The 23,325-nt window shown below is 31.3% G+C and carries 24 protein-coding genes and 1 tRNA gene; 12 read left to right on the top strand and 13 right to left on the bottom strand.

All coding sequences use genetic code 11. The annotated features are described in order from the left end of the window. Positions 1–22: 22 nt before the first annotated feature. Genes ACTJIW_RS20890 through ACTJIW_RS20905 form a run of 4 tightly spaced genes read right to left on the bottom strand, consistent with a single transcriptional unit; the run spans position 23 to position 2,768 of the window. Positions 23–412: a hypothetical protein gene (locus ACTJIW_RS20890; protein WP_149205857.1), complete on the bottom strand. Its 390-nt coding sequence runs from the start codon at positions 410–412 to the stop codon at positions 23–25. Then, positions 412–750: a hypothetical protein gene (locus ACTJIW_RS20895; protein WP_149205858.1), complete on the bottom strand. Its 339-nt coding sequence runs from the start codon at positions 748–750 to the stop codon at positions 412–414. The genes ACTJIW_RS20890 and ACTJIW_RS20895 overlap by 1 nt, the downstream gene beginning before the upstream one ends. An 18-nt stretch (positions 751–768) precedes the next feature. After that, positions 769–2,253 (bottom strand): GH3 auxin-responsive promoter family protein, encoded by a 1,485-nt coding sequence (locus ACTJIW_RS20900; protein WP_149205859.1) that lies wholly within the window; start codon positions 2,251–2,253, stop codon positions 769–771. A gap of 11 nt (positions 2,254–2,264) precedes the next feature. Then, positions 2,265–2,768, bottom strand: coding sequence for a hypothetical protein (locus tag ACTJIW_RS20905; RefSeq protein ID WP_012023110.1), 504 nt, complete (start codon positions 2,766–2,768; stop codon positions 2,265–2,267). A 210-nt stretch (positions 2,769–2,978) separates the two neighbouring features. Here ACTJIW_RS20905 and ACTJIW_RS20910 point away from each other — a divergent pair, with 210 nt between their 5' ends. Then, positions 2,979–3,158, top strand: coding sequence for a Sec-independent protein translocase subunit TatA/TatB (locus tag ACTJIW_RS20910; protein WP_012023109.1), 180 nt, complete (start codon positions 2,979–2,981; stop codon positions 3,156–3,158). Between the two features lie 115 nt (positions 3,159–3,273). Then, entirely contained in the window at positions 3,274–4,671 is a 1,398-nt protein-coding gene (locus ACTJIW_RS20915; RefSeq protein ID WP_440716437.1) for a glycosyl hydrolase family 8, read from the top strand. A gap of 73 nt (positions 4,672–4,744) precedes the next feature. Here ACTJIW_RS20915 and ACTJIW_RS20920 read toward each other — a convergent pair whose 3' ends face one another. Beyond that, entirely contained in the window at positions 4,745–6,868 is a 2,124-nt protein-coding gene (locus tag ACTJIW_RS20920) for a Tex family protein (RefSeq protein WP_440716438.1), read from the bottom strand. A 116-nt stretch (positions 6,869–6,984) separates the two neighbouring features. On the opposite strand from ACTJIW_RS20920, the gene ACTJIW_RS20925 reads away from it, so the two are divergent. Continuing rightward, positions 6,985–7,254, top strand: coding sequence for a DUF1294 domain-containing protein (locus ACTJIW_RS20925; RefSeq protein ID WP_012023106.1), 270 nt, complete (start codon positions 6,985–6,987; stop codon positions 7,252–7,254). 156 nt (positions 7,255–7,410) lie between these two features. Here ACTJIW_RS20925 and rpiB read toward each other — a convergent pair whose 3' ends face one another. Together rpiB and ACTJIW_RS20935 are read right to left on the bottom strand one after the other, a co-directional pair. Then, complete coding sequence (rpiB, locus tag ACTJIW_RS20930; RefSeq protein ID WP_440716439.1) at positions 7,411–7,842, bottom strand: ribose 5-phosphate isomerase B; 432 nt, start codon at positions 7,840–7,842, stop codon at positions 7,411–7,413. Positions 7,843–8,657: 815 nt separating this feature from the next. Then, on the bottom strand, positions 8,658–8,891 hold the full coding sequence (locus tag ACTJIW_RS20935; RefSeq protein ID WP_012023104.1) for a putative signal transducing protein: 234 nt from the start codon (positions 8,889–8,891) through the stop codon (positions 8,658–8,660). A 110-nt stretch (positions 8,892–9,001) separates the two neighbouring features. Between ACTJIW_RS20935 and rnr the strand changes: the two genes are divergently transcribed. The 3 genes from rnr to ACTJIW_RS20950 are packed head-to-tail and all read left to right on the top strand — an operon-like array spanning position 9,002 to position 12,569. Then, positions 9,002–11,182 carry a ribonuclease R gene (rnr, locus tag ACTJIW_RS20940; RefSeq protein WP_440716440.1) on the top strand — a complete coding sequence of 727 codons (2,181 nt, stop codon included), beginning with the start codon at positions 9,002–9,004 and terminating at the stop codon, positions 11,180–11,182. Positions 11,183–11,205: 23 nt separating this feature from the next. Then, positions 11,206–11,874, top strand: a complete 669-nt coding sequence (locus ACTJIW_RS20945) for a head GIN domain-containing protein (RefSeq protein WP_121362728.1) — start codon at positions 11,206–11,208, stop codon at positions 11,872–11,874. Between the two features lie 14 nt (positions 11,875–11,888). Next, a complete protein-coding gene (locus ACTJIW_RS20950; RefSeq protein WP_121362729.1) occupies positions 11,889–12,569 on the top strand; it encodes a LysE family translocator in 681 nt (226 codons plus the stop codon). Between the two features lie 271 nt (positions 12,570–12,840). Here the strand turns inward: ACTJIW_RS20950 and ACTJIW_RS20955 are convergent. From ACTJIW_RS20955 to ACTJIW_RS20970, 4 genes are all read right to left on the bottom strand, one after another. Then, positions 12,841–12,911 (bottom strand) — tRNA-Cys (locus ACTJIW_RS20955). 94 nt (positions 12,912–13,005) lie between these two features. Further along, positions 13,006–13,365, bottom strand: coding sequence for a dihydroneopterin aldolase (gene folB / locus ACTJIW_RS20960; RefSeq protein ID WP_073408318.1), 360 nt, complete (start codon positions 13,363–13,365; stop codon positions 13,006–13,008). 2 nt (positions 13,366–13,367) lie between these two features. Continuing rightward, entirely contained in the window at positions 13,368–13,664 is a 297-nt protein-coding gene (locus ACTJIW_RS20965) for a hypothetical protein (protein WP_012023099.1), read from the bottom strand. Then, positions 13,664–13,885: a hypothetical protein gene (locus ACTJIW_RS20970; RefSeq protein WP_440716441.1), complete on the bottom strand. Its 222-nt coding sequence runs from the start codon at positions 13,883–13,885 to the stop codon at positions 13,664–13,666. Before ACTJIW_RS20970 ends, ACTJIW_RS20965 begins: the two co-directional genes overlap by 1 nt. Positions 13,886–14,036: 151 nt before the next feature. Here ACTJIW_RS20970 and ACTJIW_RS20975 point away from each other — a divergent pair, with 151 nt between their 5' ends. From ACTJIW_RS20975 to ACTJIW_RS20995, 5 genes are all read left to right on the top strand, one after another. Further along, positions 14,037–16,154, top strand: coding sequence for a glutamine--tRNA ligase/YqeY domain fusion protein (locus ACTJIW_RS20975; protein WP_440716442.1), 2,118 nt, complete (start codon positions 14,037–14,039; stop codon positions 16,152–16,154). A 1,305-nt stretch (positions 16,155–17,459) separates the two neighbouring features. Further along, positions 17,460–17,939, top strand: coding sequence for a hypothetical protein (locus ACTJIW_RS20980; protein ID WP_012023097.1), 480 nt, complete (start codon positions 17,460–17,462; stop codon positions 17,937–17,939). Between the two features lie 81 nt (positions 17,940–18,020). Beyond that, the gene (locus ACTJIW_RS20985; RefSeq protein ID WP_073410281.1) at positions 18,021–18,347 is read left to right on the top strand and encodes a YtxH domain-containing protein; all 327 of its coding nucleotides are present in this window, start codon (positions 18,021–18,023) and stop codon (positions 18,345–18,347) included. A gap of 74 nt (positions 18,348–18,421) precedes the next feature. Further along, on the top strand, positions 18,422–18,772 hold the full coding sequence (locus tag ACTJIW_RS20990) for a competence protein (RefSeq protein WP_440716443.1): 351 nt from the start codon (positions 18,422–18,424) through the stop codon (positions 18,770–18,772). Positions 18,773–18,777: 5 nt separating this feature from the next. Next, entirely contained in the window at positions 18,778–19,032 is a 255-nt protein-coding gene (locus ACTJIW_RS20995; protein WP_073410280.1) for a DUF6327 family protein, read from the top strand. A 20-nt stretch (positions 19,033–19,052) separates the two neighbouring features. Here the strand turns inward: ACTJIW_RS20995 and ACTJIW_RS21000 are convergent, their stop codons facing one another. Then, positions 19,053–20,036, bottom strand: a complete 984-nt coding sequence (locus ACTJIW_RS21000; RefSeq protein WP_012023093.1) for an SPFH domain-containing protein — start codon at positions 20,034–20,036, stop codon at positions 19,053–19,055. A 141-nt stretch (positions 20,037–20,177) separates the two neighbouring features. Here ACTJIW_RS21000 and ACTJIW_RS21005 point away from each other — a divergent pair, with 141 nt between their 5' ends. Further along, on the top strand, positions 20,178–21,656 hold the full coding sequence (locus ACTJIW_RS21005; RefSeq protein WP_121362732.1) for a hypothetical protein: 1,479 nt from the start codon (positions 20,178–20,180) through the stop codon (positions 21,654–21,656). Positions 21,657–21,688: 32 nt separating this feature from the next. On the opposite strand, the gene gltX is transcribed toward ACTJIW_RS21005, so the two are convergent. Next, positions 21,689–23,194 carry a glutamate--tRNA ligase gene (gene gltX / locus ACTJIW_RS21010; protein WP_440716444.1) on the bottom strand — a complete coding sequence of 502 codons (1,506 nt, stop codon included), beginning with the start codon at positions 23,192–23,194 and terminating at the stop codon, positions 21,689–21,691. Between the last annotated feature and the right edge of the window lie 131 nt (positions 23,195–23,325).

Genomic DNA, 23,325 nt, shown 5'->3' on the forward strand with positions numbered 1-23,325 from the left:
AAATGTGTTTTAATTATAACATTTATTTTAAATTAGGATTTACAACTTCTATAACTTCGCATTCCGCTGCCTTGTGAGGTCCTTCCATAAAAAAACCTTTTAAACCAATTTTAATTCGTTCTTTATGTAAAACTTGATTTGCTTCGTTTATAATCCACATTTTTGCTTTTCCAGAAGTCAAAACTCGTAATGATTTATCTAAAATAATATTATCGTCATTATCTAAAAATTCAGGCCAGATCATCCATAATTTTTTTGCTTCTTCATCTTCAGAATACATAAAATCAGAACGATACCCTTGTATTGGATTTCCTGTTTTTCGACCTCCTTCATCTGGTGTAAAAAATCTATAAGTAACTATAAAATCACATTCCCGATTTTTAATTTGTTCGTAAGGTGTATGAACATCCATTATTTATATTTTTCAAAATCAACCTCAACTTTTTGAAAGTGTTCATTTGTATCTAAAAGTAAATCTATTTTAATGATACATTCCTGATTATCATCTGCCGTTATAAAAGCAAAATCCCAAATGTCTTTTGAAATGGAAAATAAACCAATGTCTGAACTGACTTCCATTAAAATTTCATCGTTCATCCAAAGATCATTAATTTCATCAATTTTTGGGTTTATTGATGCCATTGAACCTAATAAATCGGTAAGAAAATATTCGTTTTCTGCTCCACTAAATATTTCAATTAACAAATCCTGAGATTTATATCCGGGCCTTAAATGATATTTATATTTCATGAGTAAAAAACCTCATTTCTATTTCAAATTATCAGCAATCTTTCTGTCATTCGACAATCTCGGAATTTTGTTCTGTCCGCCTAATTTTCCCTGCGATTTCATGTATTCCTGAAATCCGTTTTTTGAAACTTTGGTTATTACAACTTTTTGCAGCACATTTCCGGTAATTAAATCATCGTAATAAATGTTTTGTTTTCGCATCGAATCGTCTATTGCTTCGGCGAAAGCCTGTATATTGTCGGGTTCTTTTTCGAACTCAATAAACCATTCGTGGTACGGCAGTCCATTTGCAGGCGTAATTTGCGGAGCAACAGTAAATTCATTTATTACAATGTTGGTACCCGCTGTTGCTTCTTTCATTGCATTTTCGACTTCGTTAGCGATAACGTGTTCACCAAAAGCCGAAATATAATGTTTTATACGTCCTGAAACTATGACGCGATATGGTTTTAAAGAAGTAAACTGAATCGTATCTCCAATATTATATCCCCAAAGTCCTGCATTTGTAGAAACAATTAATGCATAATTTACGCCAATCTCAACTTCGCCAATCGTGTAACGTTTTGGGTTTTCGGTAAAAAACTCATCGGCTTTAATAAATTCATAGAAAATCCCCGAATTTAAAAGCAGCAGCATTCCTTTTTCTTTTTGTGAATCCTGATAGGCAAAGAAACCTTCAGAAGCAGGAAACAACTCAATGCTGTCAACTTTTTTACCAATCATTTGTTCAAACTTAGCGCGGTAGGGTTCGTAATTAACACCGCCGTAAATAAACAAATTAAAGTTTTTAAAAATCTCTCCTATCTTTTTTCCGCCGCTTTTTTCCTGTAAACGCTCAAAATACATTTGTACCCAAGACGGAATTCCGGAAATAACAGACATGTTTTCTTTTATTGTTTCGCCAACAATCGCATTTACTTTTGTATCCCAGTCTTCAATACAATTGGTTTCCCACGAAGGCATTCGGTTTTTTTGTAAATATTTCGGAACAAAATGTGCTACAATTCCAGAAAGCCTTCCAAATTTAATTCCGTGTTTTTCAGTCAAAATTGGGCTTCCCTGCAAAAAAATCATTTTTCCATCAACAAAATCAGCATTTCCGGTTTCGTTTATGTAATGCAAAATTGCGTTTCGTGCAGCATTTACATGCGTAGGCATTGATTCTTTGGTAAGCGGAATATACTTAGCTCCCGAAGTTGTTCCCGATGTTTTAGCAAAATAAAGCGGTTTTCCTTTCCACAGAATATTTTCTTCACCAATTTTTACCTTTTCGATATAATCTTTTAAATCTTCGTAATCTCTAACAGGAACATTTTTCTGAAAATCTTCAAATGTCTTTATAGTATCAAAATGATGGTCTTTTCCAAATTGGGTGTCTTTTGCATTTTGAATCAAACTTTTAAAAACTTCAAATTGTGTTTCGACCGGTTTAGCAGACCAGGCTTGAGTTTGATTGTATATTTTGCGGGCAAATATCTTTGCTGCTATCGATTTAATTGACATTTTTTGTGGTATTATTTTTTGTCACCCTTGTTTTTCTTTGTCTTACTTTCACCCGACTCCTTCTCTGTTTTGGCAACATCTTCTCTCAATTTTATTTCTTCTTCAGAGGCTTTCATATTAAGGTCTGTTGGCACATCGGCATCAGCCAAAATAGAATCTTTATTGAATTTAGCATATTCTAATTCCCCTTTCAAAACTTTTTGAACTCCTTTTATATAGGCTTCGTTTTTTTTCAGCGCTGTTTCTAGTGAGTCTGATTTTATCGCCAGCTTAGTTGCATTTTTTTTCAATTCAGAAGAAGAGTAACCCGGAATAAATTCTCGGAGCGGTGTAAATGCAATAATAAAAGTAGTAACTAAAATTAAAAATATACCGCCTAAAGTAAACGTTACAAATACGTTCATTAAAGTAAGTCTGAATGAAAAAATCTCTTCAAAAGTGTCTTCATTCAAAATTACCAGTCGGTTTTTGATGAATAATTTCTTTCTAAGGTTTCTTTTCTTTTTCTTAGCCATTATGGTAGTTTATACGAGCAAATATAGCAATTAATAGTCTTGCTAATAACTGAAAAAAAAGTCTAAAATTATTAATTTGATGATTTTATAAAATATTTAACGCAGTAAAAAACAAATATTTTAATCCAAAAACACTTGTTGTTCGTATATTCTATATACCTTTGCGGTGAAATTTTAAATCAATTTGCTTCGGCATTAAATATAATAGTCATGGGAAGATTAGGTCTTACAGAAATCCTTGTTATCGTAGGTATTGTGATATTACTTTTTGGAGGTAAAAAAATTCCAGAATTAATGAAAGGTTTAGGAAGTGGAATTAAGGAATTTAAAAACGCTGCTAAAGACGATCAACCTGCTCCTGCTAAAAAACAAGAGGAAGAACAAAAATAGTAACCTTCAACTTATCAATGAGTCCCAGACTGCAATTTATAGAATTGTAGTCTGGGATTTTTTTTATATCTAAAAAATCTTACTTTTAGAGTCCCAAACTTATTAAACAATAATTATGAAAAACCTACTTCTGATTACTGTTGCTTTTTTGTGTCTCGAAAGTAATGCACAAAAGCAGCCGTTTCCGGCCAATGTTGTTTTTAACAATGGCCTAATGCCTTCTGCCAAAAACAGTCAGGATGCAAAAAACAATTATGATATCTGGAAAACCAATTTTGTAGAAGGCTGTTCTAATGGACGCTATCGGGTAAAATTTGATTCTTCCTGGGAAACCGTTTCTGAGGGAATTGGATATGGAATGCTGCTTAGTGTTTACATGGCCGATAAAACTCTTTTTGATGGGCTTTGGCTGTATTACAAAGACAATGTAAACAGTAACAAAGTAATGAATTGGAAAATTAACGGCTGTTCTGGAACTATTGGTCAAAACGGAGCAACTGATGCTGAACTTGATGCTGCTTTTGCTCTTATTGTTGCCGATTATCAATGGGCAAGTGCCGGAACTATTAATTATAAAAATGATGCCACCGCTCTAATTTCTGCCATAAAAAATCATGAAGTTGAAGCAAATACTTATGTTTTAAAACCCGGAGATCAATTCGGCGGAAGCCAGATTACAAATCCGTCTTACTTCTCGCCTGCCTATTATAGAGTTTTTGGAACTTTTACAAATGATACCGCTTTCTGGAATCAGGTTGCTGCGAAATCGTACACTATTATCAACAACAATTTAACGCAAAATAATGCTGTAGGCGGCTTGGTTTCTGACTGGTGCGAAGCTTCCGGCGCTTATTCTTCGCAGGCAGGAGGTTATGCTAATGGCGGTAAAATGTATACTTACGACGCGGCAAGAACTCCCTGGAGAATCGCTGTTGATTATTTATGGCACGGAAATGCTGATGCGAAAGCCTATGCAAAAAAATCATCAGATTTTGTTCGTGTCAATCTTGGCGGATCTTCTAACATTAAAGACGGTTACAATCAAAACGGAAGCGTAAGCGGCCAATGGCACAATGCTACTTTTGTAGGGGCATTTGCCTGTGCAGCGATGGCGGGTGAAAATCAAAACCATTTAGATGCTTCTTATACCGACTTAAAAAATCTTAATGAACCTAACAGCTATTTTAATCATACATTAAAAACACTATACTCCTTTTTACTAACAGGTAATTTTTATTTACCGCTAAACGCCAATTTGTCTAATGATACTTTTGATATTGAAAAATCTACAGTTACGCTTTACCCAAATCCGAGTCCTGATCGAATCACAGTTAACGCACCTCAGCAATCAACTATTTCAGTAATTTCGCCTTCAGGCAGTGTGATTTATCAAAAGAAAACAACATCTGAAAATACCGAAATAAATCTGGGTTCTCAATCGTCTGGAATTTATTTTGTAAAAATATCCAATGATGATTTTAAAAGCATAACCAAAAAAGTGATTTTAAAATAATACTAAAAATAGAAACTCCCAGATTACGAATGTAATTTGGGAGTTTTTTTATTGTTCCAGTTTTGGAAACTTTTTATAAAATCATTGTTAATTGAATTCTCTTTCTATCTTCGTCAACTTCAGTAACCTTAACATCAACATGCTGATGTAATTTAACCACTTCGTTTACGTCGCTTACAAAGCCGGCTTTTAACTGCGAAATATGCACTAATCCGCTTTCTTTGATTCCGATGTCAACAAAACAGCCAAAATTGGTGATGTTATTAACAATTCCCGGAAGAATCATTCCTGTTTTCAAATCTTTGATCGATTTTACGTTTGCATCAAATTCAAAAACCTTAGCAGACTTTCTTGGGTCTAATCCGGGCTTTTCAAGCTCTTTTATGATGTCTTTCAGCGTAAGTAAACCAATTTCAGGTGTTACATACTTTTCGGGCTTAATAAGGGCTGTTTTTTCTTTATTTGCAATTAAGTCGTTTAAAGAAATATTCAAATCCTTCGCCATCTTTTCAACAACAGGATAGGCTTCTGGGTGCACCGCAGAATTATCCAGCGGATTTTTAGCATTTGTAATTCTAATAAACGCTGCTCCCTGCTGATAGGCTTTATCTCCTAAACGAGGGACTTTTTTCAGCTGCTTTCTGTCTGCAAAAGGTCCGTTTTCAGAACGGTATTGTACAATGTTTTCGGCCAGCTTCTCCCCGATTCCACTCACATAGCTTAGTAAATGTTTACTTGCTGTGTTAATGTTAATTCCAACCGAGTTTACGCAGCGAATTACCGTACTGTCTAGTTCTTCTTTTAGTTTTGTCTGGTCAACATCGTGCTGATACTGCCCTACTCCAATCGCTTTCGGGTCAATTTTTACCAATTCGGCCAACGGATCTGAAAGTCTTCTTCCGATAGAAACCGAACCACGCACCGTTACATCATAATTTGGAAATTCTTCTCTCGCAATTTTGGAAGCTGAATATACTGAAGCTCCTGCCTCAGAAACCACAAAAACCTGAACTGGCTTGTCGAACGCGATTTTTTTGATGAAAAATTCAGTTTCGCGAGAAGCCGTACCGTTTCCAATAGAAATCGCATCAATTTGATATGCATTTACCATCGAACGGATTTTCTTGATCGCCATCGATTCCTCATTTTGCGGCGCATGCGGATAAATCGTTTCGTTGTATAATAAATCGCCTTTTTCGTCCAGACAAACCACTTTACAACCGCTTCTAAATCCTGGATCAATTGCCAGAATACGTTTTTCTCCCAACGGCGGAGCCAATAATAACTGACCTAAATTGTTAGCAAAAACCTGAATAGAATTAGCATCGGCTTTTGCTTTTGCTTCCTGCAGGGTTTCATTTCCAATTGCCGGATTCAATAAACGTTTATAACTATCCTCAATTGCTAATTGCAAATGAGCTGTTGAATTATTTTGTTTTTTAATGATGATTTCGTCAATAACATCGTAGGCATCGTCGATATCAACATCGATTTTCATTTTAATAAAACCTTCATTTTCTGCTCGAAGCATTGCTAATAAACGGTGTGCCGGCGCTTTTGTTAAAGGCTCTTCCCAATCAAAATATTGGTTGAATTTTTGTGCTCCTTCTTCTTCCGCTTTCTTTTTTACCACTTTTGTAGCGATAGTTGCTTTGCGCTGAAACAATCTACGAAGTTGTTTACGAACATAGATGTTCTCATTGATCCATTCGGCTACAATATCTCTTGCACCCTGAATAGCGGCTTCTTCGTTAATAACATTTTCATTAATGTATTGTGTCGAAATAAAATCGATATCGGCATCACTTTCAGAAATAATCAATTTTGCCAAAGGTTCTAAACCAAATTCGCGGGCAACATCGGCTTTTGTTTTTTTCTTCTTTTTGTATGGAAGGTAAAAATCTTCGATTTCTTGTAAATCAAAACTTTCTTCAATTTTTTTCTTCAAATCTGGCGTAAGTGCTTTTTGCTCTTCAATTGATTTTAAAACGGCTTCTTTACGTTTTATAAGCGTATCATAATCTTTTTGAAGTTTCGCAATCTGCTCAATTACAGTTTCATCAAGATTTCCGGTAGCGTCTTTTCGGTATCGGGAAATAAACGGAATCGTACAATCTTCCTCTAATAATTTTACTGTGTTTTGAATACTGACTGCCGGTGCCTGAACAGACTTGGCAATGAATTGAATATTAGTCATACTTTTAATGAAATAAATTCTTAATTATAAGTTGATATAATTTACTTGTTAAAATGAATTGGTAAATTAATCAAACATTTGGCTAAAATAATATCTTTGTTTTTAATTTTACGCCAATGAAAATTTTTTTACTTTATTTTTTAGTTGTTAACATATTCGTTTTTATTTTGGCCGGTTATGATAAAAATCTGGCTCGGAAAAATAAACGAAGAATTCCCGAAAATACGCTGTTTTTTCTACAGCTAATTGGCGGTACACCTGGTTTATTAACAGCTATGTTTTTGTTTAGACATAAAACGAGGAAAACTTCATTTATTGTCAAATTCATATTAATTCTCTTGGTGCAGGCTGCTTTTATTTATTTAAAACTATCGGGCAGAATATAGATATTAACATTGTTAATAACCTCAAAAAGTGTCATTTTAGAACAAATTAATTGTCTGATTTTAAATATTTTAAATAAAAAACCGGAAGAATTTAAAAAATCCGCCCGGTGTGTTTTATCTATATTGGTGCGAAGCACCGAATTTTTTTTTGACTTTTTACGAACAAGCAATCTTATTAACTCGGTTTTGATGTCTTCCGCCTTCAAAAGCCGTATCAAGGAAAGTTTCGACGATTTCTACAGCTTGATGAATTGATGTAAATCTCGCTGGAATACTTACAATGTTTGCATCGTTATGTAAACGCGTTAAATAAGCAATTTCTTTAGTCCAGCATAAACCAGCTCTTACTTTAGGGTGTTTATTAACCGTCATTGCAATTCCGTTTCCGCTTCCGCAGATTACGATTCCAAAATCAGCTTTTCCTTCAGATACATCATTTGCAACCGGATGTCCAAAATCAGGATAATCAACAGAAGCATCTGTATCTGTTCCATAATTAGTCACTTCATATCCTCTTGCTTCAAGCATAGCTGCAATTGCTTTTTTATATTCTGGTCCTGCGTGGTCGTTTCCTATCGAAATTTTCATTTTTCTATACTATTAAGTTGTGTTATGCAAATTTACTTAATAAATAGATGTTCGCCACGAATTGCACCAATTTTCACAAATTTTTTTCTTTTAAATAGTATATAAACACACAATATAAATTCGTTTACATTCGTGATCCAGATAAGTATCTGGAGTAGCAAAACACTTTATTTTACAACTACCTTGCTGTCAAAACCTTATCAGTTATCAACAATTTTAATAACTTCATAAGTATCTCATAATCAATAAATAATAAGCATAAAATTTGTTAAAATTTTGAGGTGTTAATAGGAGTTTGTAATTGCTTGATATTCAATTAACTTTAAGTTAACAGAAAATGTTAATAAGTTCGAAAAGAAAATTAGAAGTTTTTTTTGGTTGTTTCAAAAAAATACCTAATCCAAAACTGGAATTAAATATGCAAGAAAAGTTTCGTGAATTTTTGGAAAAGTTATCAATATCAAAAATACCATTTTCAACAGAAATCAACATATCAACTTATCTACAAAATGAATTCAATTTTGGTTGTCAACCATTGTTAATTAAAATACAAAAAGTCTTATAAATAAGTAAATTAACTAAAAATAACTATGTTGATAACTCAGAATAAATAAGTAAAACGAGATTTCAATGACTTCAAAAAAAAAATTATTCGACATATTAACAAGCTATAATAACCATAAATTTTTTTTAAATTTTTAAAAATCTTTTTTGTTGTATTTAATATATGTTGAAAACTAAAAAAGTTGAAAAGGAAAAAAATTTTTTTGAGTTTGAATTTTACTTCTGTTTTGAGTTTGTTTTTGAAGTTTGTTTCAGACGATTTTGAGAGGATTGTTGAGATTGTCCAGAATTTGCTGAACTTGTTCGAAGTCTTCCGGATGAACTTTGAGTTTGATTCCGCCCAGTGCATTTGAGTAAAGAGGCATAACGGAAAGTGTCATTTCGTTTTCGAAAAAATACGGGATTTCTTCCTGTTCAAGTAAGTGTTTGAGAACCACTGTTTCGTGCTGATAATTGAATACGGCGATTGTCTTAAAGCTTTCCATATGAGGTCTTTTTGTAAATGTACGAAAAGTTATATTTTTAATAATTCTATTTGTTAAAAAGAATTATCTGATTTCTTATTTGTAATTTTAAACCTTATAAGAAAAGATATATGAGTAAGAAAATTAGAAAGCCGATAAAAAAAGAGAAAGATTTCTCTGGGAAGATCCTTAAAATTTTATCGCAGAATGCCAATAAGCCATTTAATTACAGACAGATAGGAGCAAAGTTAGAACTTGACGATACAAAAAGCAGAAACCAGATTATCAAAGACTTAAAGATTCTGGCTGCACAAAAGAAAATTATAGAAACAGAACCTGGAAAATATTTAGTTAAAGCTGTTAGTCAGGATTACTACGAAGGAACGATAGATATGACGAGCAGAAAAACGGCATATTTTATTTGTGATGAATTTGAAGAAGATGTTTTTATTCCGACCAATAATTTGAATCGTGCTTTAGACAAAGACAAAGTAAAAGTTTACGTTTATAACCGCAGGAAAGGAAAAAGACCTGAAGGTGAAGTAATTGAAGTAATTGAAAGAGATAAAACAGAGTTTGTTGGTGTAATTGACATTCAGCCAAACTTTGCTTTTGTTTCTACTGCCAATCCAAAAATGTACACCGATATTTTTATTCCAAAAGATAAATTGGGAGAAGCAGAAAACGGTGATGTTGTTTTGGTTAAGATTGAAGACTGGCCTAAAAGAGCTGATAGTCCGTTTGGATCTGTAATTCGTGTTTTAGGAAAACCTGGAGAACACAATACAGAAATTCATGCTATTCTGGCTGAATATGGACTGCCATCTGATTTCCCGGTAGAAGTAGAGGTGTATGCTCAAAAGCTGGATACCTCAATTCAGGAATCAGAGATTGCAAAACGTCGTGATATGCGTGATACACTTACGTTTACGATAGATCCAAAAGATGCAAAGGATTTTGATGATGCCTTGTCTTTCAAAAAGTTAGAGAATGGAAACTTTGAAATTGGAATTCATATTGCCGATGTTTCGTATTATTTAGAAGAAGGAACCATTCTTGACGATGAAGCATACCAAAGAGCAACTTCAGTTTATTTAGTAGATAGAGTAGTGCCAATGCTTCCTGAAGTATTGTCTAACTTTGCGTGTTCACTTCGTCCGAATGAGGAGAAATATACATTCTCTGCTATATTTGAAGTTTCGCCAACTGCGCAGGTTATCAACCAATGGTTTGGAAGAACGGTAATTTATTCAGATCAGCGTTTTGCTTACGAAGAAGCACAATATATCATTGAAACAAAAGATAATACAATTCCGGTTGATGTTTCTATTACCGGAGAATCGTATGTGGTTTCAGATGAAATTAGAGAAGCAACTTTGAAATTAGATGAATTAGCGAAGATTTTAAGAAAGAAAAGAATGCAGCAAGGTGCTATTTCTTTTGATAAAGTTGAAGTTAAATTTAATCTTGATGCAGAAGGAGAACCAGAAGGAGTTTACTTCAAAATCTCAAAAGATGCCAATCATTTGATTGAAGAGTTTATGCTTCTGGCAAATAGAAAAGTATCAGAATACATTGGAAAACAAAAGAAAACCTTTGTTTACCGTATTCACGACGAACCAAACGAAGATAAGTTAATTGCAATGCAAACTGTAATTGCTAAATTTGGTTATAAAATTGATTTTAGAAATAAAGGTGATATTGCCAAATCACTGAATTCTTTAATGGAAGAAGTAAATGGTAAAAAAGAGCAAAACTTAATTGATACTCTTGCAATTAGAAGTATGAGTAAAGCCAAATATTCAACAGATAATATTGGCCATTATGGTTTAGCTTTTGATTATTACAGCCATTTTACATCGCCAATTCGTCGTTATCCTGACGTTATGGTACACAGATTGCTGCAATATTATCTGGATGGAGGAGCTTCTGTAGATGAAGAAACATACGAAACAAAATGTCTGCATTGTTCGAACATGGAAAGTTTAGCTACTAATGCTGAGCGAGATAGTATCAAATACATGCAGGTTAAATACATGCAGGATCATCAGGACGAAGAATTCCTTGGTGTTATTTCTGGTGTTACCGAATGGGGAATTTATGTTGAAATCGTTTCTAATAAATGCGAGGGAATGGTGAGAATCAGAGAAATCAAAGATGATTACTATACTTTCGATGAAAGACAATATGCTTTGGTTGGAGCTACTTCAAACAGCATTTTGCAATTAGGAGATGAAATTTATGTTAAAGTAAAAAATGCCGACTTAGTGAAAAAACAACTGGATTTTCATTTTTTAAGACGAGCAGAATAAATATTAATTAAAAAAATAAAAGTATGAGAAAGCTAATTATTGGAGCAGCAATTTTATTTGTACAAATGTCTTTTGGTCAGGTAACCAAAGAATTAGGAGATTTTGATACCGTAAAAGTTTACGACAAATTAAGTGTAAAATTAGTTCAGTCATCTGAAAATAAAGTTGTTATAAAAGGAACAAGAGAAGCAGAGTTAGAAGCTGTTAACAAAAATGGCGTATTAAAATTAAGAATGCCTTTTCCTAAACTTTTGTCAGGAAATGATCTTGAAGTAACTTTGTATTATAAACATATTGAACTGATTGATGCTAATGAAGGCGCTTCTGTAAACAGTAATGAAACTATAAAAGCAACTTCATTTAAAGTTAGTGCGCAGGAAGGTGCAAAAATTAATGTAGATTTGAATGTTGATAAACTAAAAGTAAGTTCAGTTTCTGGCGGAGAAATTACAGTAAATGGTAAAGCAGACAACCTTGAGGCGAGTTTAGGAGCCGGCGGTTACTTCCTTGGAAGTAAATTAACCACTTCTCAGACCAAAGTAAGCGTTTCTGCGGGCGGAAAAGCTGATGTTAATGCTTCGACCCTTGTCGATGCAAAAGTAAGCGCAGGAGGCTCTATTTACATTTATGGAAATCCGAAACAAGTAAATCAGAAAACAGTTTTAGGCGGTAAAATTGAAATAGTAAAATAACAAGTCGTATTTTGATGATAAATGATATTCTGGCTGGACTGCCATGGGGACTTTTTCTAAGCTTTATGGTAGGTCCGGTATTTTTTATACTATTAGAAACCAGTATTACTAAAGGATTCAGAGCTGCAATAGTCTTTGATTTTGGAGTAGTTCTAGGTGATATTTTTTTTATAGCAATTGCTTATTTAGGAAGTTACAGATTGATTTCCAGTTTAAAAGATAAACCTGCACTCTTTATTTTTGGAGGAATTATAATGCTGGCTTATGGTATAATTTCTTTTGTAAGATTAAAAAATGAAGAAAAAATTGATGATGAAGAAATTGACCGGGATATTATTAAAAGAAATTACGGAAGTTTATTCATAAAAGGCTTTTTACTCAACGTTATTAACATTGGTGTTTTAGGTTTCTGGCTGGCTGTAATTATTTCTGTAGGGCCAAAATTAGAAATGCAAAACTCAAGAATGATTACTTTTTTTACGTCGGTGATTATAACGTATTTGTTAGTTGACTGCCTTAAAATAGTATTAGCCAAACAATTAAAATCTAAAATGACGCCAACTAATATCGTGAAAATTAAAAAAGGAATTAGTATTGTCTTGATGGTTTTTGGAGTTGTATTAATAACTCAGGGCTGGTTTCCAAAAGAAAAAGAAATGGTAAAAAATGCTTTTGAAAGAATAGAGAAAAAGTAGTTGTTAATAACTCTAGAATATAAAATCAAACCTCTGAATTTCAGAGGTTTTTTTTTGTTTATAAGTCATTGCGAGGAACAAAGCAATCTCACTAAGTTATTCACACAAAGTTTGTCATTTCGACCGAAGGGAGAAATCTTCGCAAGTAACTCCGCAATGAGAAACCAATCTTTGTCGAGCTTCTCGCGAAGATTTCTCCCTTCGGTCGAAATGACAAGAATGTGAAAAAATTAGGCACAAAAAAAAGAGACACATTTCTGTATCTCTTTTGAGGCATCGTCCGGATTCGAACCGGAGTAGGAGCTTTTGCAGAGCCCAGCCTAGCCGCTCGGCCACGACGCCATTGCTTGAACGGATGGCAAAAGTAACTAAAATCTTTAAATTTCAAAAGTTTCGAATGAACTATTTTAAAATTTTAGGATTTTAATTTTTAATATTACTTTCTAGTTTCCGTCATTTTTATAGTAACTGACTCAACATCACCACCAATAGGCGGATTAATTTTAGAAACCCAAACTGTAGTTTTTTCTACCATTTCTATCTCTGCCAGTACACGAATATTGATTCTTTTGGCTACATGTTCCAATAAATGCGAACGAATTGCCATTTCCTCAGCTACAATTTTGTTCAAATGAACATAATCGACAGTGTCTAAAAGATGATCTGTTTCTGCTGATTTCTGTAAATTAGTTTTAATTTTTAGATCTACAGTATAATCAGATCCAATTTTTCCTTCTTCAATTAAACATCCGTGATAAGAAAAAGTACGGATATTTTTCAATTTTATAACTCCCATTTTTATAGTTTTATTCTTGTAGTGTTTGGATTTTGATAATTGGATGTTACAGCGTATACTGTAACTATTTTGTTAATTTCATCAACTGTAAAATGAATAGTGTATGGGAATTTTTTCAAAGATAATGTTCTAACTATATTATACTTTTCTTCAAAAAATGGAAATGTATTTAAAGTATCTACATACTTTTGATATTCATTAAAAAATTTTGTTCCTAAACCATTAGAAAGAGATTCATAATATTCAGCAATTTCATCTACTTCTAATTCAGCTCTTAAGAGAATATTTATTTCGAACATTACTTCTTATTCCATTTAACATTGAGTCTTTTTTTCGACTCTTCCCAACTAATAAAATCCTCTGGTTTAGCATTTTTTATACGATTCAAAACCATTTCTTGTTGCCATAATGGAATTTCATTCTCAACATTTTCATCTATAGAAACATCAGGAACATGTTTGAAAAAACTAATAAAAGTTTCGTAAAAATCGTCTGGAATTGTAACAGTTAATTGTCTCATAATTCTGAATATTTATACAAAAATACTAAATAAATTAATTAAAGATTTTGAGTTTAACGTTTCATGTTTTCAGTAAGTTTCCAAAGAAAACCATAAACCATAAACTATAAACTATAAACTTTTTTATCTTTGCTAAAATTACTATAAAATAATGGCATCAGAAGAGAAATCACTCAATTTTATTGAACAAATCATAGAGGAAGACGTAAAATCAGGTCTTTCAAATACTAAACTTCGCTTTCGTTTTCCACCAGAACCTAATGGTTATTTACACATTGGGCACGCGAGTTCTATTGCGTTAAATTTTGGTTTAGGAATTGATTATCAATCTCCTGTGAATTTACGTTTTGATGATACCAACCCTGAAAAAGAAGAACAGGAATTTGTTGATGCTATTAAAAAAGATGTAGAATGGCTGGGTTACAAATGGGCAGAAGAATGTTATGCGTCTGATTATTTCCAACAATTGTATGATTGGGCAGTTTTATTAATTAAAAAAGATAAAGCGTATGTTGACAGCCAATCTTCTGAAGAAATGGCGATCCAGAAAGGAACTCCAACAACTCCAGGAACTGACAGCCCATACAGAAATCGTTCTGTTGAAGAAAACTTAGATTTATTCGAAAGAATGAAAAACGGTGAATTTGAGGCTGGTACACATATTCTTCGTGCAAAAATTGACATGAAATCAACAAACATGTTAATGCGTGATCCTATCATGTATAGAATTTTACACAAACATCACCATAGAACTGGAGATGCTTGGAAAATCTATCCAATGTACGATTGGGCACACGGACAAAGTGATTATTTAGAACAGATTTCTCACTCATTTTGTACACTAGAGTTCTTGCCTCACCGTGAATTATACGATTGGTTTTTAGATCAGATTTTTGATGATAATAAGCTGCGTCCAAAGCAAAGAGAATTTGCCAGACGTAACTTATCACATACTGTTGTTAGTAAAAGAAAATTACAGCAACTAGTTAAAGAAAAGCATGTTAACGGTTGGGATGATCCAAGAATGTCAACCATTTCCGGGTTAAGAAGACGTGGTTATACAGCTGCTTCTTTACGTAATTTTGCTAACACAATTGGTATTGCAAAACGTGATAATTTGATCAATGTTTCAGTTTTAGAATTCTGTATTCGTGAAGATTTGAACAAAATTGCACCTCGTGTAATGGCTGTTTTAGATCCTGTAAAATTGGTAATTACAAATTATCCAGAAGGAAAAGAAGAGTGGTTGGAAGCTGAAAACAATCAGGAAGATGAAAATGCAGGTTTTAGAAAAGTGCCTTTTTCTCGTGAATTATACATTGAAAGAGAAGACTTTTTAGAAGAAGCTCCAGCTAAATTTTTCCGTTTGACTTTAGGAAAAGAAGTTCGTCTTAAAAATGCTTATATAATTAAAGGTGAGTCTGTTATAAAAGATGAAAACGGAAATATTACAGAAATTCATGTAACGTATGATACTGATTCTTTAAGCGGAAGCGGAACAGAAGCAAGCCAAAGAAAAGTATCTGGAACATTGCATTGGGTTTCTATTAAACATGCTTTGGAAGCAGAAGTTCGTTTGTACGATCGTTTGTTTACAGATGAAGCTCCGGACAGTTATAAAGAGAAGAATTTCTTAGATTTTGTGAATCCAAATTCATTAGAAATTGTAACTGGATATGTTGAACCAAGTTTATCAACAGCTCAAAATGAAGATAAATTTCAGTTTCAACGTTTAGGTTATTTTACTGTTGATAAAGACTCAACTTATTCAAAACTAGTATTTAACAAAACTGTTGGACTAAAAGATGCATGGGAAGAAAAAGGAAAAAAAGAAGAAAACAGCATCAATAATTCTTTGAAAGATATCAACAAATATTTTAAAGTTGAGACTAAACCGGAGAGAATTGCAATTGAAAGTGCAATAGGGGAGAACATCAAAAATATCTCTACTTTTTCACTTTTACAGAATTCTTTAAAGAAAAACATCAACAATAATAAGGCTTCGCTGTTGTTTTCTCAGTTTATTTTGAAATATTCAAACTGGAAATCAACAGATTTTGAAGAAGAAGATATTAAGAAATTATATTCAATGTCTCTAAAAAGTGAATCGACTTATGTTAGATCAAAAGCACTTTTAAATTTAAGAGATATTGAAAGTGAAAGTTTCAAAAATCAATATGATGATGAAATTTTAAAATTATATTCAAATCCTCCAAAAAATGCTTCGGAGAGAGAAATTGAAATTTTATCTGAAATGGTAAAAAAGTAAAACATAATTAGAATCTATAAAAAAGCGCTTTTTAAAAGCGCTTTTTTTATTATATATAAAATCTATTAAATTTTAAAAATTATAATTTTAGTAGATTAAAATTGGCTTTCATATTTTTATTTTAAAGAAGAATTAAAATTTATTGGATAAATAACCCATTTTTTGAATTAAAATTGATTTAATAGCTTTATTTCAATTTTTAAATTTTTTAAGCTCAATTTTTTCTATAATACTTCTTATTATAAATTTTTATAATTTTTAATATAATTTTAATTTATTTTAATTATTATTTATAAAATCTATTATTTATATTTTTATTATAGTTTTATTAAATTAAAATTGGCTTTCATATTTTTATTTTAAAGAAGAATTAAAATTTTATGGATAACTAATTCATTTTTTAAATATTAATTGATTAAATCTCTTTATTTAAGTTTTTATAATTTTAAGCTATCTTTTTCTAGAGAATGTTTTATATTATAAATTTTAATGATAATATATTGTAATTTTATATTGTTTTATTTATTATTTATAAAAACTATTAATTTTTGAAATTTTATATTCTATTTTAATTTTTAAAATTTTATCTTTTAGTTTATGAAATAATGAATGGATTAACTTTTCGTTTAATAGAGATTTTTACAATTTTTTTATCTCTGTTTTCAATCTTTTATAAAGAATAAATAATTAAGTTTTTTCTTATTTTTAATGTTTTTACTTTTCCTTATTACTTTATAGATTTTACTAATTGATAAATATTATAATTTAGTTTTTACTTATTATTAATATAATTGATTATAAAATAAAAAATAATAGTTTTTATAAATCAATTTTCACCTCCATAAATCGTTTTTAAGACGCTTTTTAAAAACGGTAAATAGATAACTCATTTTTTGAATTATTGTTTATTTAAAGCTTTTATTTAACTTTTTGCTGTTATTTTTGTCAGTTTAACGGCTTGTTAACACACAATTGTTTATAAAGTTGCTATTTTTAACTCAATACCAAAAGTCAGAGATGATTTTATAGAAAATTGATATTTCCGAAGAGATTCTAAATTGATTATTATTTACAATTAAAAAAGACAGTTTTTTATTTGATTTATTAATTCAAACCTGAATTCTTGAAAAGACAATTTTATGTTCTGTTTTTTATTGTGATGTGGTTTTGATAATATTTCGCGTAAAAGGTATTTTTCAAATTACTTCATAATTATGAAATTTCCATAGCATTAGTTTTAGGTCATTATTGTTTTTGTAATTCAATCTGACAAATTTTAATTATTAAACTTAAAATCCAATTATCATGAAAATTTTATATTTTACGCTGGCGATGTTATTTGCAAATATTGCAATTTCTCAAACACATCAAATTACAAAACACAATGGGGAACAATTAGATGTTAATTTCATTAAAAACGAAAATGGTTTAATTTATTATTCTTTGAACGGAAGTTCTGAAGAAGTTAAAATTAGCAAATATGCTGTTTCTCAAATTACTAATAAACAAACCAAACAAACTCAGAAAATTTCAGATAAGATAATAGTAGATTCAAAAGACGATTACAAAATGGTAACTGTTTTGCCTCAGGAAAAGACAATAGGACTGAAACAGGCTGCTAGTTTTACAGGTGTCTCAACAAGGACAAAAGGTGAACCGCCAATTGCAAATCAAAAACAGACTGCTATGAGAATCAAATCTAAGTCAGCTTCAAATGGTTATCCTTTTGTGAGTATTATTGAAAAAGCTGATGGTAAGTATGAAGCAGTTTCGTATGTGTATTAATTATATTGTTAAATTTTAAATTTTGAAGTTTAGCATTTTAAAAAAGAAGTATCTTTATTAATCACTTTAAATATAAATATCATGTCAAATAATTCAAATACAATTGCAGCGATTTTGGCTGGTGCTGCAGTAGGAGCGGCAATAGGAATTTTATTTGCTCCGGATAAAGGATCAAAAACGAGAGCTAAAATTAAAGAAGGAATTGATGATGCAAAACATAATTTGCAGGATTCTTTTGAAGCAAGTTCTGAAGTACTTCGTGAAAAGTTTACAAATGCAACGCAAAATCTTGACGGAACTTTGAATGATTTACTTTCAAATGTAAGTCATAAAACAGAAGAAGTGATCACTTTTTTAGAATCTAAATTGGCTGATTTAAAAGCGCAGAACGCTAAACTTCAAAAATAATATCTAATACAAAAGCACATAACTTGCTTATTTTTAAGAGAGTTTTGTGCTTTTTTTTATTTAAAAAACTAATTATGGCATTTCAAGAGTTAAGAGAAAATACTGAAAAAATTCAGGATCAGACTAAAGTTTATATAGATAGTCATTTAGCTTACTACAAACTTTGGGGTTTTAAAGTAGCCATGAAATCTACAACTTTAATTTTCAAATTTACTTTGATATTATTGTGTTTTAATATGGTTTTACTTTTTGGATCTTTTGCAGCTGCGTATGCTTTTGGAGATTTATTTGGAAGCAATGCTTTAGGATTTTTAGCAGTAGGAGGGATCTATCTTTTATTTACCATTTTACTTTTCTTGATAAAAGATAAGATTGTTGAAGGTCCGATTTTAGAGAAATTTTCAGAAATATTTTTTAACGATTAATGATTATGGAAAAGAAAAAATACTCGTCTTACGCTGAAATCGACAGAGATTTAGAAATTCTAAAACTTGAAAAAGATATCAATTATCAAAAATTAGTTTTGAGTTTTCAGAAAACTAAAGAAAGCATTACACCACAAAATATTGTAAACGGATTCGTTTCATCTTACACAGATTACTTTTCAAATTCTTATACAAGTATTTTACAATCCATTTTACCTTATGTAATTGGCTGGTTTATAAATAAAAAAAGAGGCAGTTAAGCCTCTTTTTTATTTTAAAATTATGAATGAACATCTGGTTGAATGTCATCTTCATAACCAGATTGCGGTTGAATAGGTTTTGGTTTCTCTATCTTTTTATTGTGCTTTTTCATCATTTCACCAACCTGGTTTGATGCTGAGAATGAAGCAACCATATTATTTAACATGTCACTTCCAGCTTGTGGAGAATTTGGTAACAAAATTAAATTAGAATTGGCATCAGCTCCAATTGCTTGTAAAGTATCATAATGCTGAGTAACTACAATTAGGGCAGAAGCTTCTTGAGAATTAATTCCAACACTGTTTAAAACTTCAACACTTTCTACAAGACCTCTTGCAATTTCACGACGCTGATCTGCAATACCTTGACCTTGTAAACGTTTACTTTCTGCTTCAGCTTTTGCTTTAGCAACGATTCTAATTCTTGAACTTTCTGCTTCAAATTCTGCAGCCGTTTTTTCTCTGTCAGCGGCGTTGATTCTGTTCATTGCATTTTTTACCTGAATGTCCGGGTCAATATCTGTAACTAATGTATTGATAATGTCATATCCATAAGTAGACATTGCCTCATTCAATTCACGTTTTACTGCAACTGCGATATCATCTTTTCTTTCAAAAACGTCATCTAATTTTAGTTTTGGAACCTCGGCACGAACGACATCAAATACATAAGAAGTAATTTGATCATGTGGATATTCCAGTTTATAAAAAGCTTCGTATACTTTTTCCTGAATAACTTTAAACTGAACAGAAACTTTCATTTTAATAAAAACGTTGTCTCTGGTTTTAGTTTCGATGATAACATCTAACTGTTGAATTTTAAGATTTACACGTCCGGCCAATCTGTCAACCAACGGAATTTTAAGCTGTAATCCTGAATTTCTAACACTCTGAAATTTTCCAAATCTTTCGATAATTACAGAAGATTGCTGTTTTACTGTAAAGAAAGACGACATGAAAATGAAGAATGCCAATACTAAAAAGATAATAAATGCTGTACTCATGGTTATATAATTTATGTTTTATAATTTTCTAAAAATACGAATTATATAAAGATATGTAGTTTAATAATATTTTATTTAGGTGATTTTATTTGTTAAATTTTATTCTACATTTGATTTTAATATTAAATCAAAAATAAATTTATGAAAAGATTATTACTTAGTATTTCTTTATTTTCTTCTGTTTTTTTGTCAGCTCAAACTGTTATTGTTGAAGAAAAGTATGAGAAGAAGAGTGAACCAATTAGTTATAGATATCTACCGAATTCAAAAAAGTTCGTAATTTTTAAAGGAGAGACATTACCATTATTTGCTGTCACATCTGAAACCATTTTCTTTATGACTAAATCTGCCTATAGTTATGATGAAAGTGGTACTAAATCCACTTTGTTTGAAAATGAAAAATTAGCAAATTGTACATTTTCTTTAACTGAAAATTCTTTTAAAGCATTTGGAGGTGATAAAATATCTGTTAAATCTGATCGAAAATATTATCTAAATAATGTTTACACAAACAGTTTTACAAATGATGAAGTTAAAAATATTAATGCTCGTTATTTTGGAGTTGTAAATCCTAACAATAGATTTTATTTTGATGGATATTCTCATACTCTTTTTTTTAATTCTTTTAATGACTCTTATGATTTAGGTTTTACAAATCAGAAAGGTAAGGATAAGATTAATTTTGAGAAAGATGAAGTTTTTTTAGAGGTTTTTGATATTAAATCTAAGCATAAAGATAGAATCAAATTAGAAACTACTAAACTTGATTTACTAAAGGGAAAATTATTTTTTGAATCTTCTGGGTCAGTTACTTTTGCTTGTAAAATGAAAGAAAATAATAGTTTTGATTTGGTAACGAAATCATTTTCAAAAGAGCAAAATGAAACTACTATTTATAAAACTACTTATGATATTCAAGGTAAGAAGATCAAAGATGTAGCACTGAAATTAAATTTAAAGGATAACTTTTTTGTTTTATCTTCCTGTGGTGCAGGTTATGTTGACAATTTTGTTTGGGATGTACAGGCAGTCAATAATTATTACGAAGATTCTAAAAATGGCGATATGTATGTTTATGGAATCTATACCAATAAGAAATCTAGAATTCATAAAGGTTTTGATCCTGTAGGATTTTATATTTTTAAGTTTGATAAAGATGGAAATAAAATATGGGAATCTATTAATCCTATGAAAGATAAATATTTTGAAGGTTTATGTTGTGGTTTATACTTTAATCTTAATTTATTTGAATACAACGGGAAACTTCTTTTCACTAATTCTGTAAATGAAGCAACTGAATTTTCCAATTATGCAATCGTTGATAAAACATCCGGTAATGTTTTAAAAATGAATAGAGTAGATTATAATAATACAACAAGTTTCGCTAGAACCAGAGCTTTCGTTAATAATACTTATGACAAAAGAGATCTGAAGAATAAAGCATTTTCTCCTGTTTCGTTTGTTGCTATGGATCTTAGTCCAACGATGGATAGCTATTTAAAAACAATTCCAAGTAAGGGAAATGCAGTTTATTTCGAAACTGTTTTTTCTGATCAGGGAACTTGGTTAGTTGAAACAGATAATAAAGAGTATTACAAAGTTCTTCTATTTAAAGACTAAAAAAAAGCTCCCAATTTGGGAGCTTTTTTGTTTTATAAAGTTTCAATTGTTTTCTGAATTCTAGAAATAGTTTCTTCTTTTCCAATGATTTCTACAATGTCAAATAGGTGAGGACCTTTAAGAGCTCCAACCAAACTTAAACGGAAAGGCTGCATTACTTTACCCATTCCAATTTCGTTTTTAGTTAACCATTCTTTTACAATAGTTTCAATGTTTGCAGAAGTAAAATCTTCAATATTTTCAAGAACCGAAATCAATTCTTTCATTAAAGCTGGAGTTTCTTCTTTCCAGTTTTTACTTGCTTTTTCATCATAAGATGATGGTGCTTGGAAAAAGAAATCAGTTAAATCCCAAAACTCAGAAACGAAATGAGCTCTTTCTTTAATCAAAGAAACAATACGAGTTGTCACTTCAAGCGGAGTAGAGAAGCCTTTTTCTTCTAAAATAGGAGAGAAGCTCTTTGCTAAATCAGCATCATTTTGTTTGATTAAATATTGGTGATTGAACCATTTGTTTTTTTCAGGGTCAAATTTTGCTCCTGCTTTATGAACTCGGTTTAAGTCAAAAGCTTCAACTAATTCTTCAAGAGAAAATAATTCTTTATCAGTTCCATCATTCCATCCTAACAAAGCAAGGAAGTTTACAACTGCTTCCGGGAAAAATCCTTTCTCTCTGTATCCAGATGAAATGCCTTCTTCCGTTTTCCACTCTAATGGAAATACCGGAAATCCTAATTTATCACCATCTCTTTTCGATAATTTTCCGTTTCCAACAGGTTTTAAAATCAAAGGTAAATGTGCAAATTCCGGAGCATCCCAGCCAAAAGCTCTGTATAATAAAACGTGAAGAGGCATAGATGGCAGCCATTCTTCACCACGAATAACATGTGAAGTTTCCATCAAATGATCATCCACAATATTCGCTAAATGATACGTCGGCATTCCGTCACTTTTAAAAAGAACTTTATCATCAAGCAAGTTCGTTTCAAACTTAACATCACCACGAATGATATCTTTTAAATGTAAAGTTTCATCAACCGGAGTTTTAAAACGAATCACATAATGTTCTCCATTAGCAATTCTTTTAGCAGTTTCTTCTGCAGAAATTACTAAAGATGTATCTAATTTTTCACGGTTGTGATGATTGTAAATAAATGTTTTTCCTTCAGCTTCGTGTTGTTTTCTATGTGCATCAAGAGCTTCAGGAGTATCAAAAGCATAATACGCCCAGCCTGAATTGATCAATTGATCTGCATATTTTTGGTATAAATCTTTACGATCACTTTGTCTGTACGGACCAAATTTTTCATTTTTTCCAACAGTTTCTTCAGGAGATATTCCTAACCATTCCAGCGCTTCCATAATATAAGCTTCAGCACCTGGAACAAAACGTGTCTGATCTGTATCTTCAATTCTCAGATAAAAAACACCGTTATGTTTTTTTGCAAATAAATAATTAAATAGGGCAGTACGAACTCCGCCAATATGTAATGGTCCAGTCGGACTTGGTGCAAAACGCACTCGAACTTGCTTTGACATTTTGTTTAAATTTTGTTGCAAAGATACGATATTAGTCAAAAGCCAAAAGTCGAAAGTCTGAAAGGTTTTTAGCTGTGTGCTAAACTTTTGACTTTCGACTTTTGACTTTCAGACTTATCGTTATAATTACT

It is taken from the genome of Flavobacterium sp. 22659, assembly GCF_052044235.1.
In the GTDB taxonomy this organism is placed as follows: domain Bacteria; phylum Bacteroidota; class Bacteroidia; order Flavobacteriales; family Flavobacteriaceae; genus Flavobacterium; species Flavobacterium johnsoniae.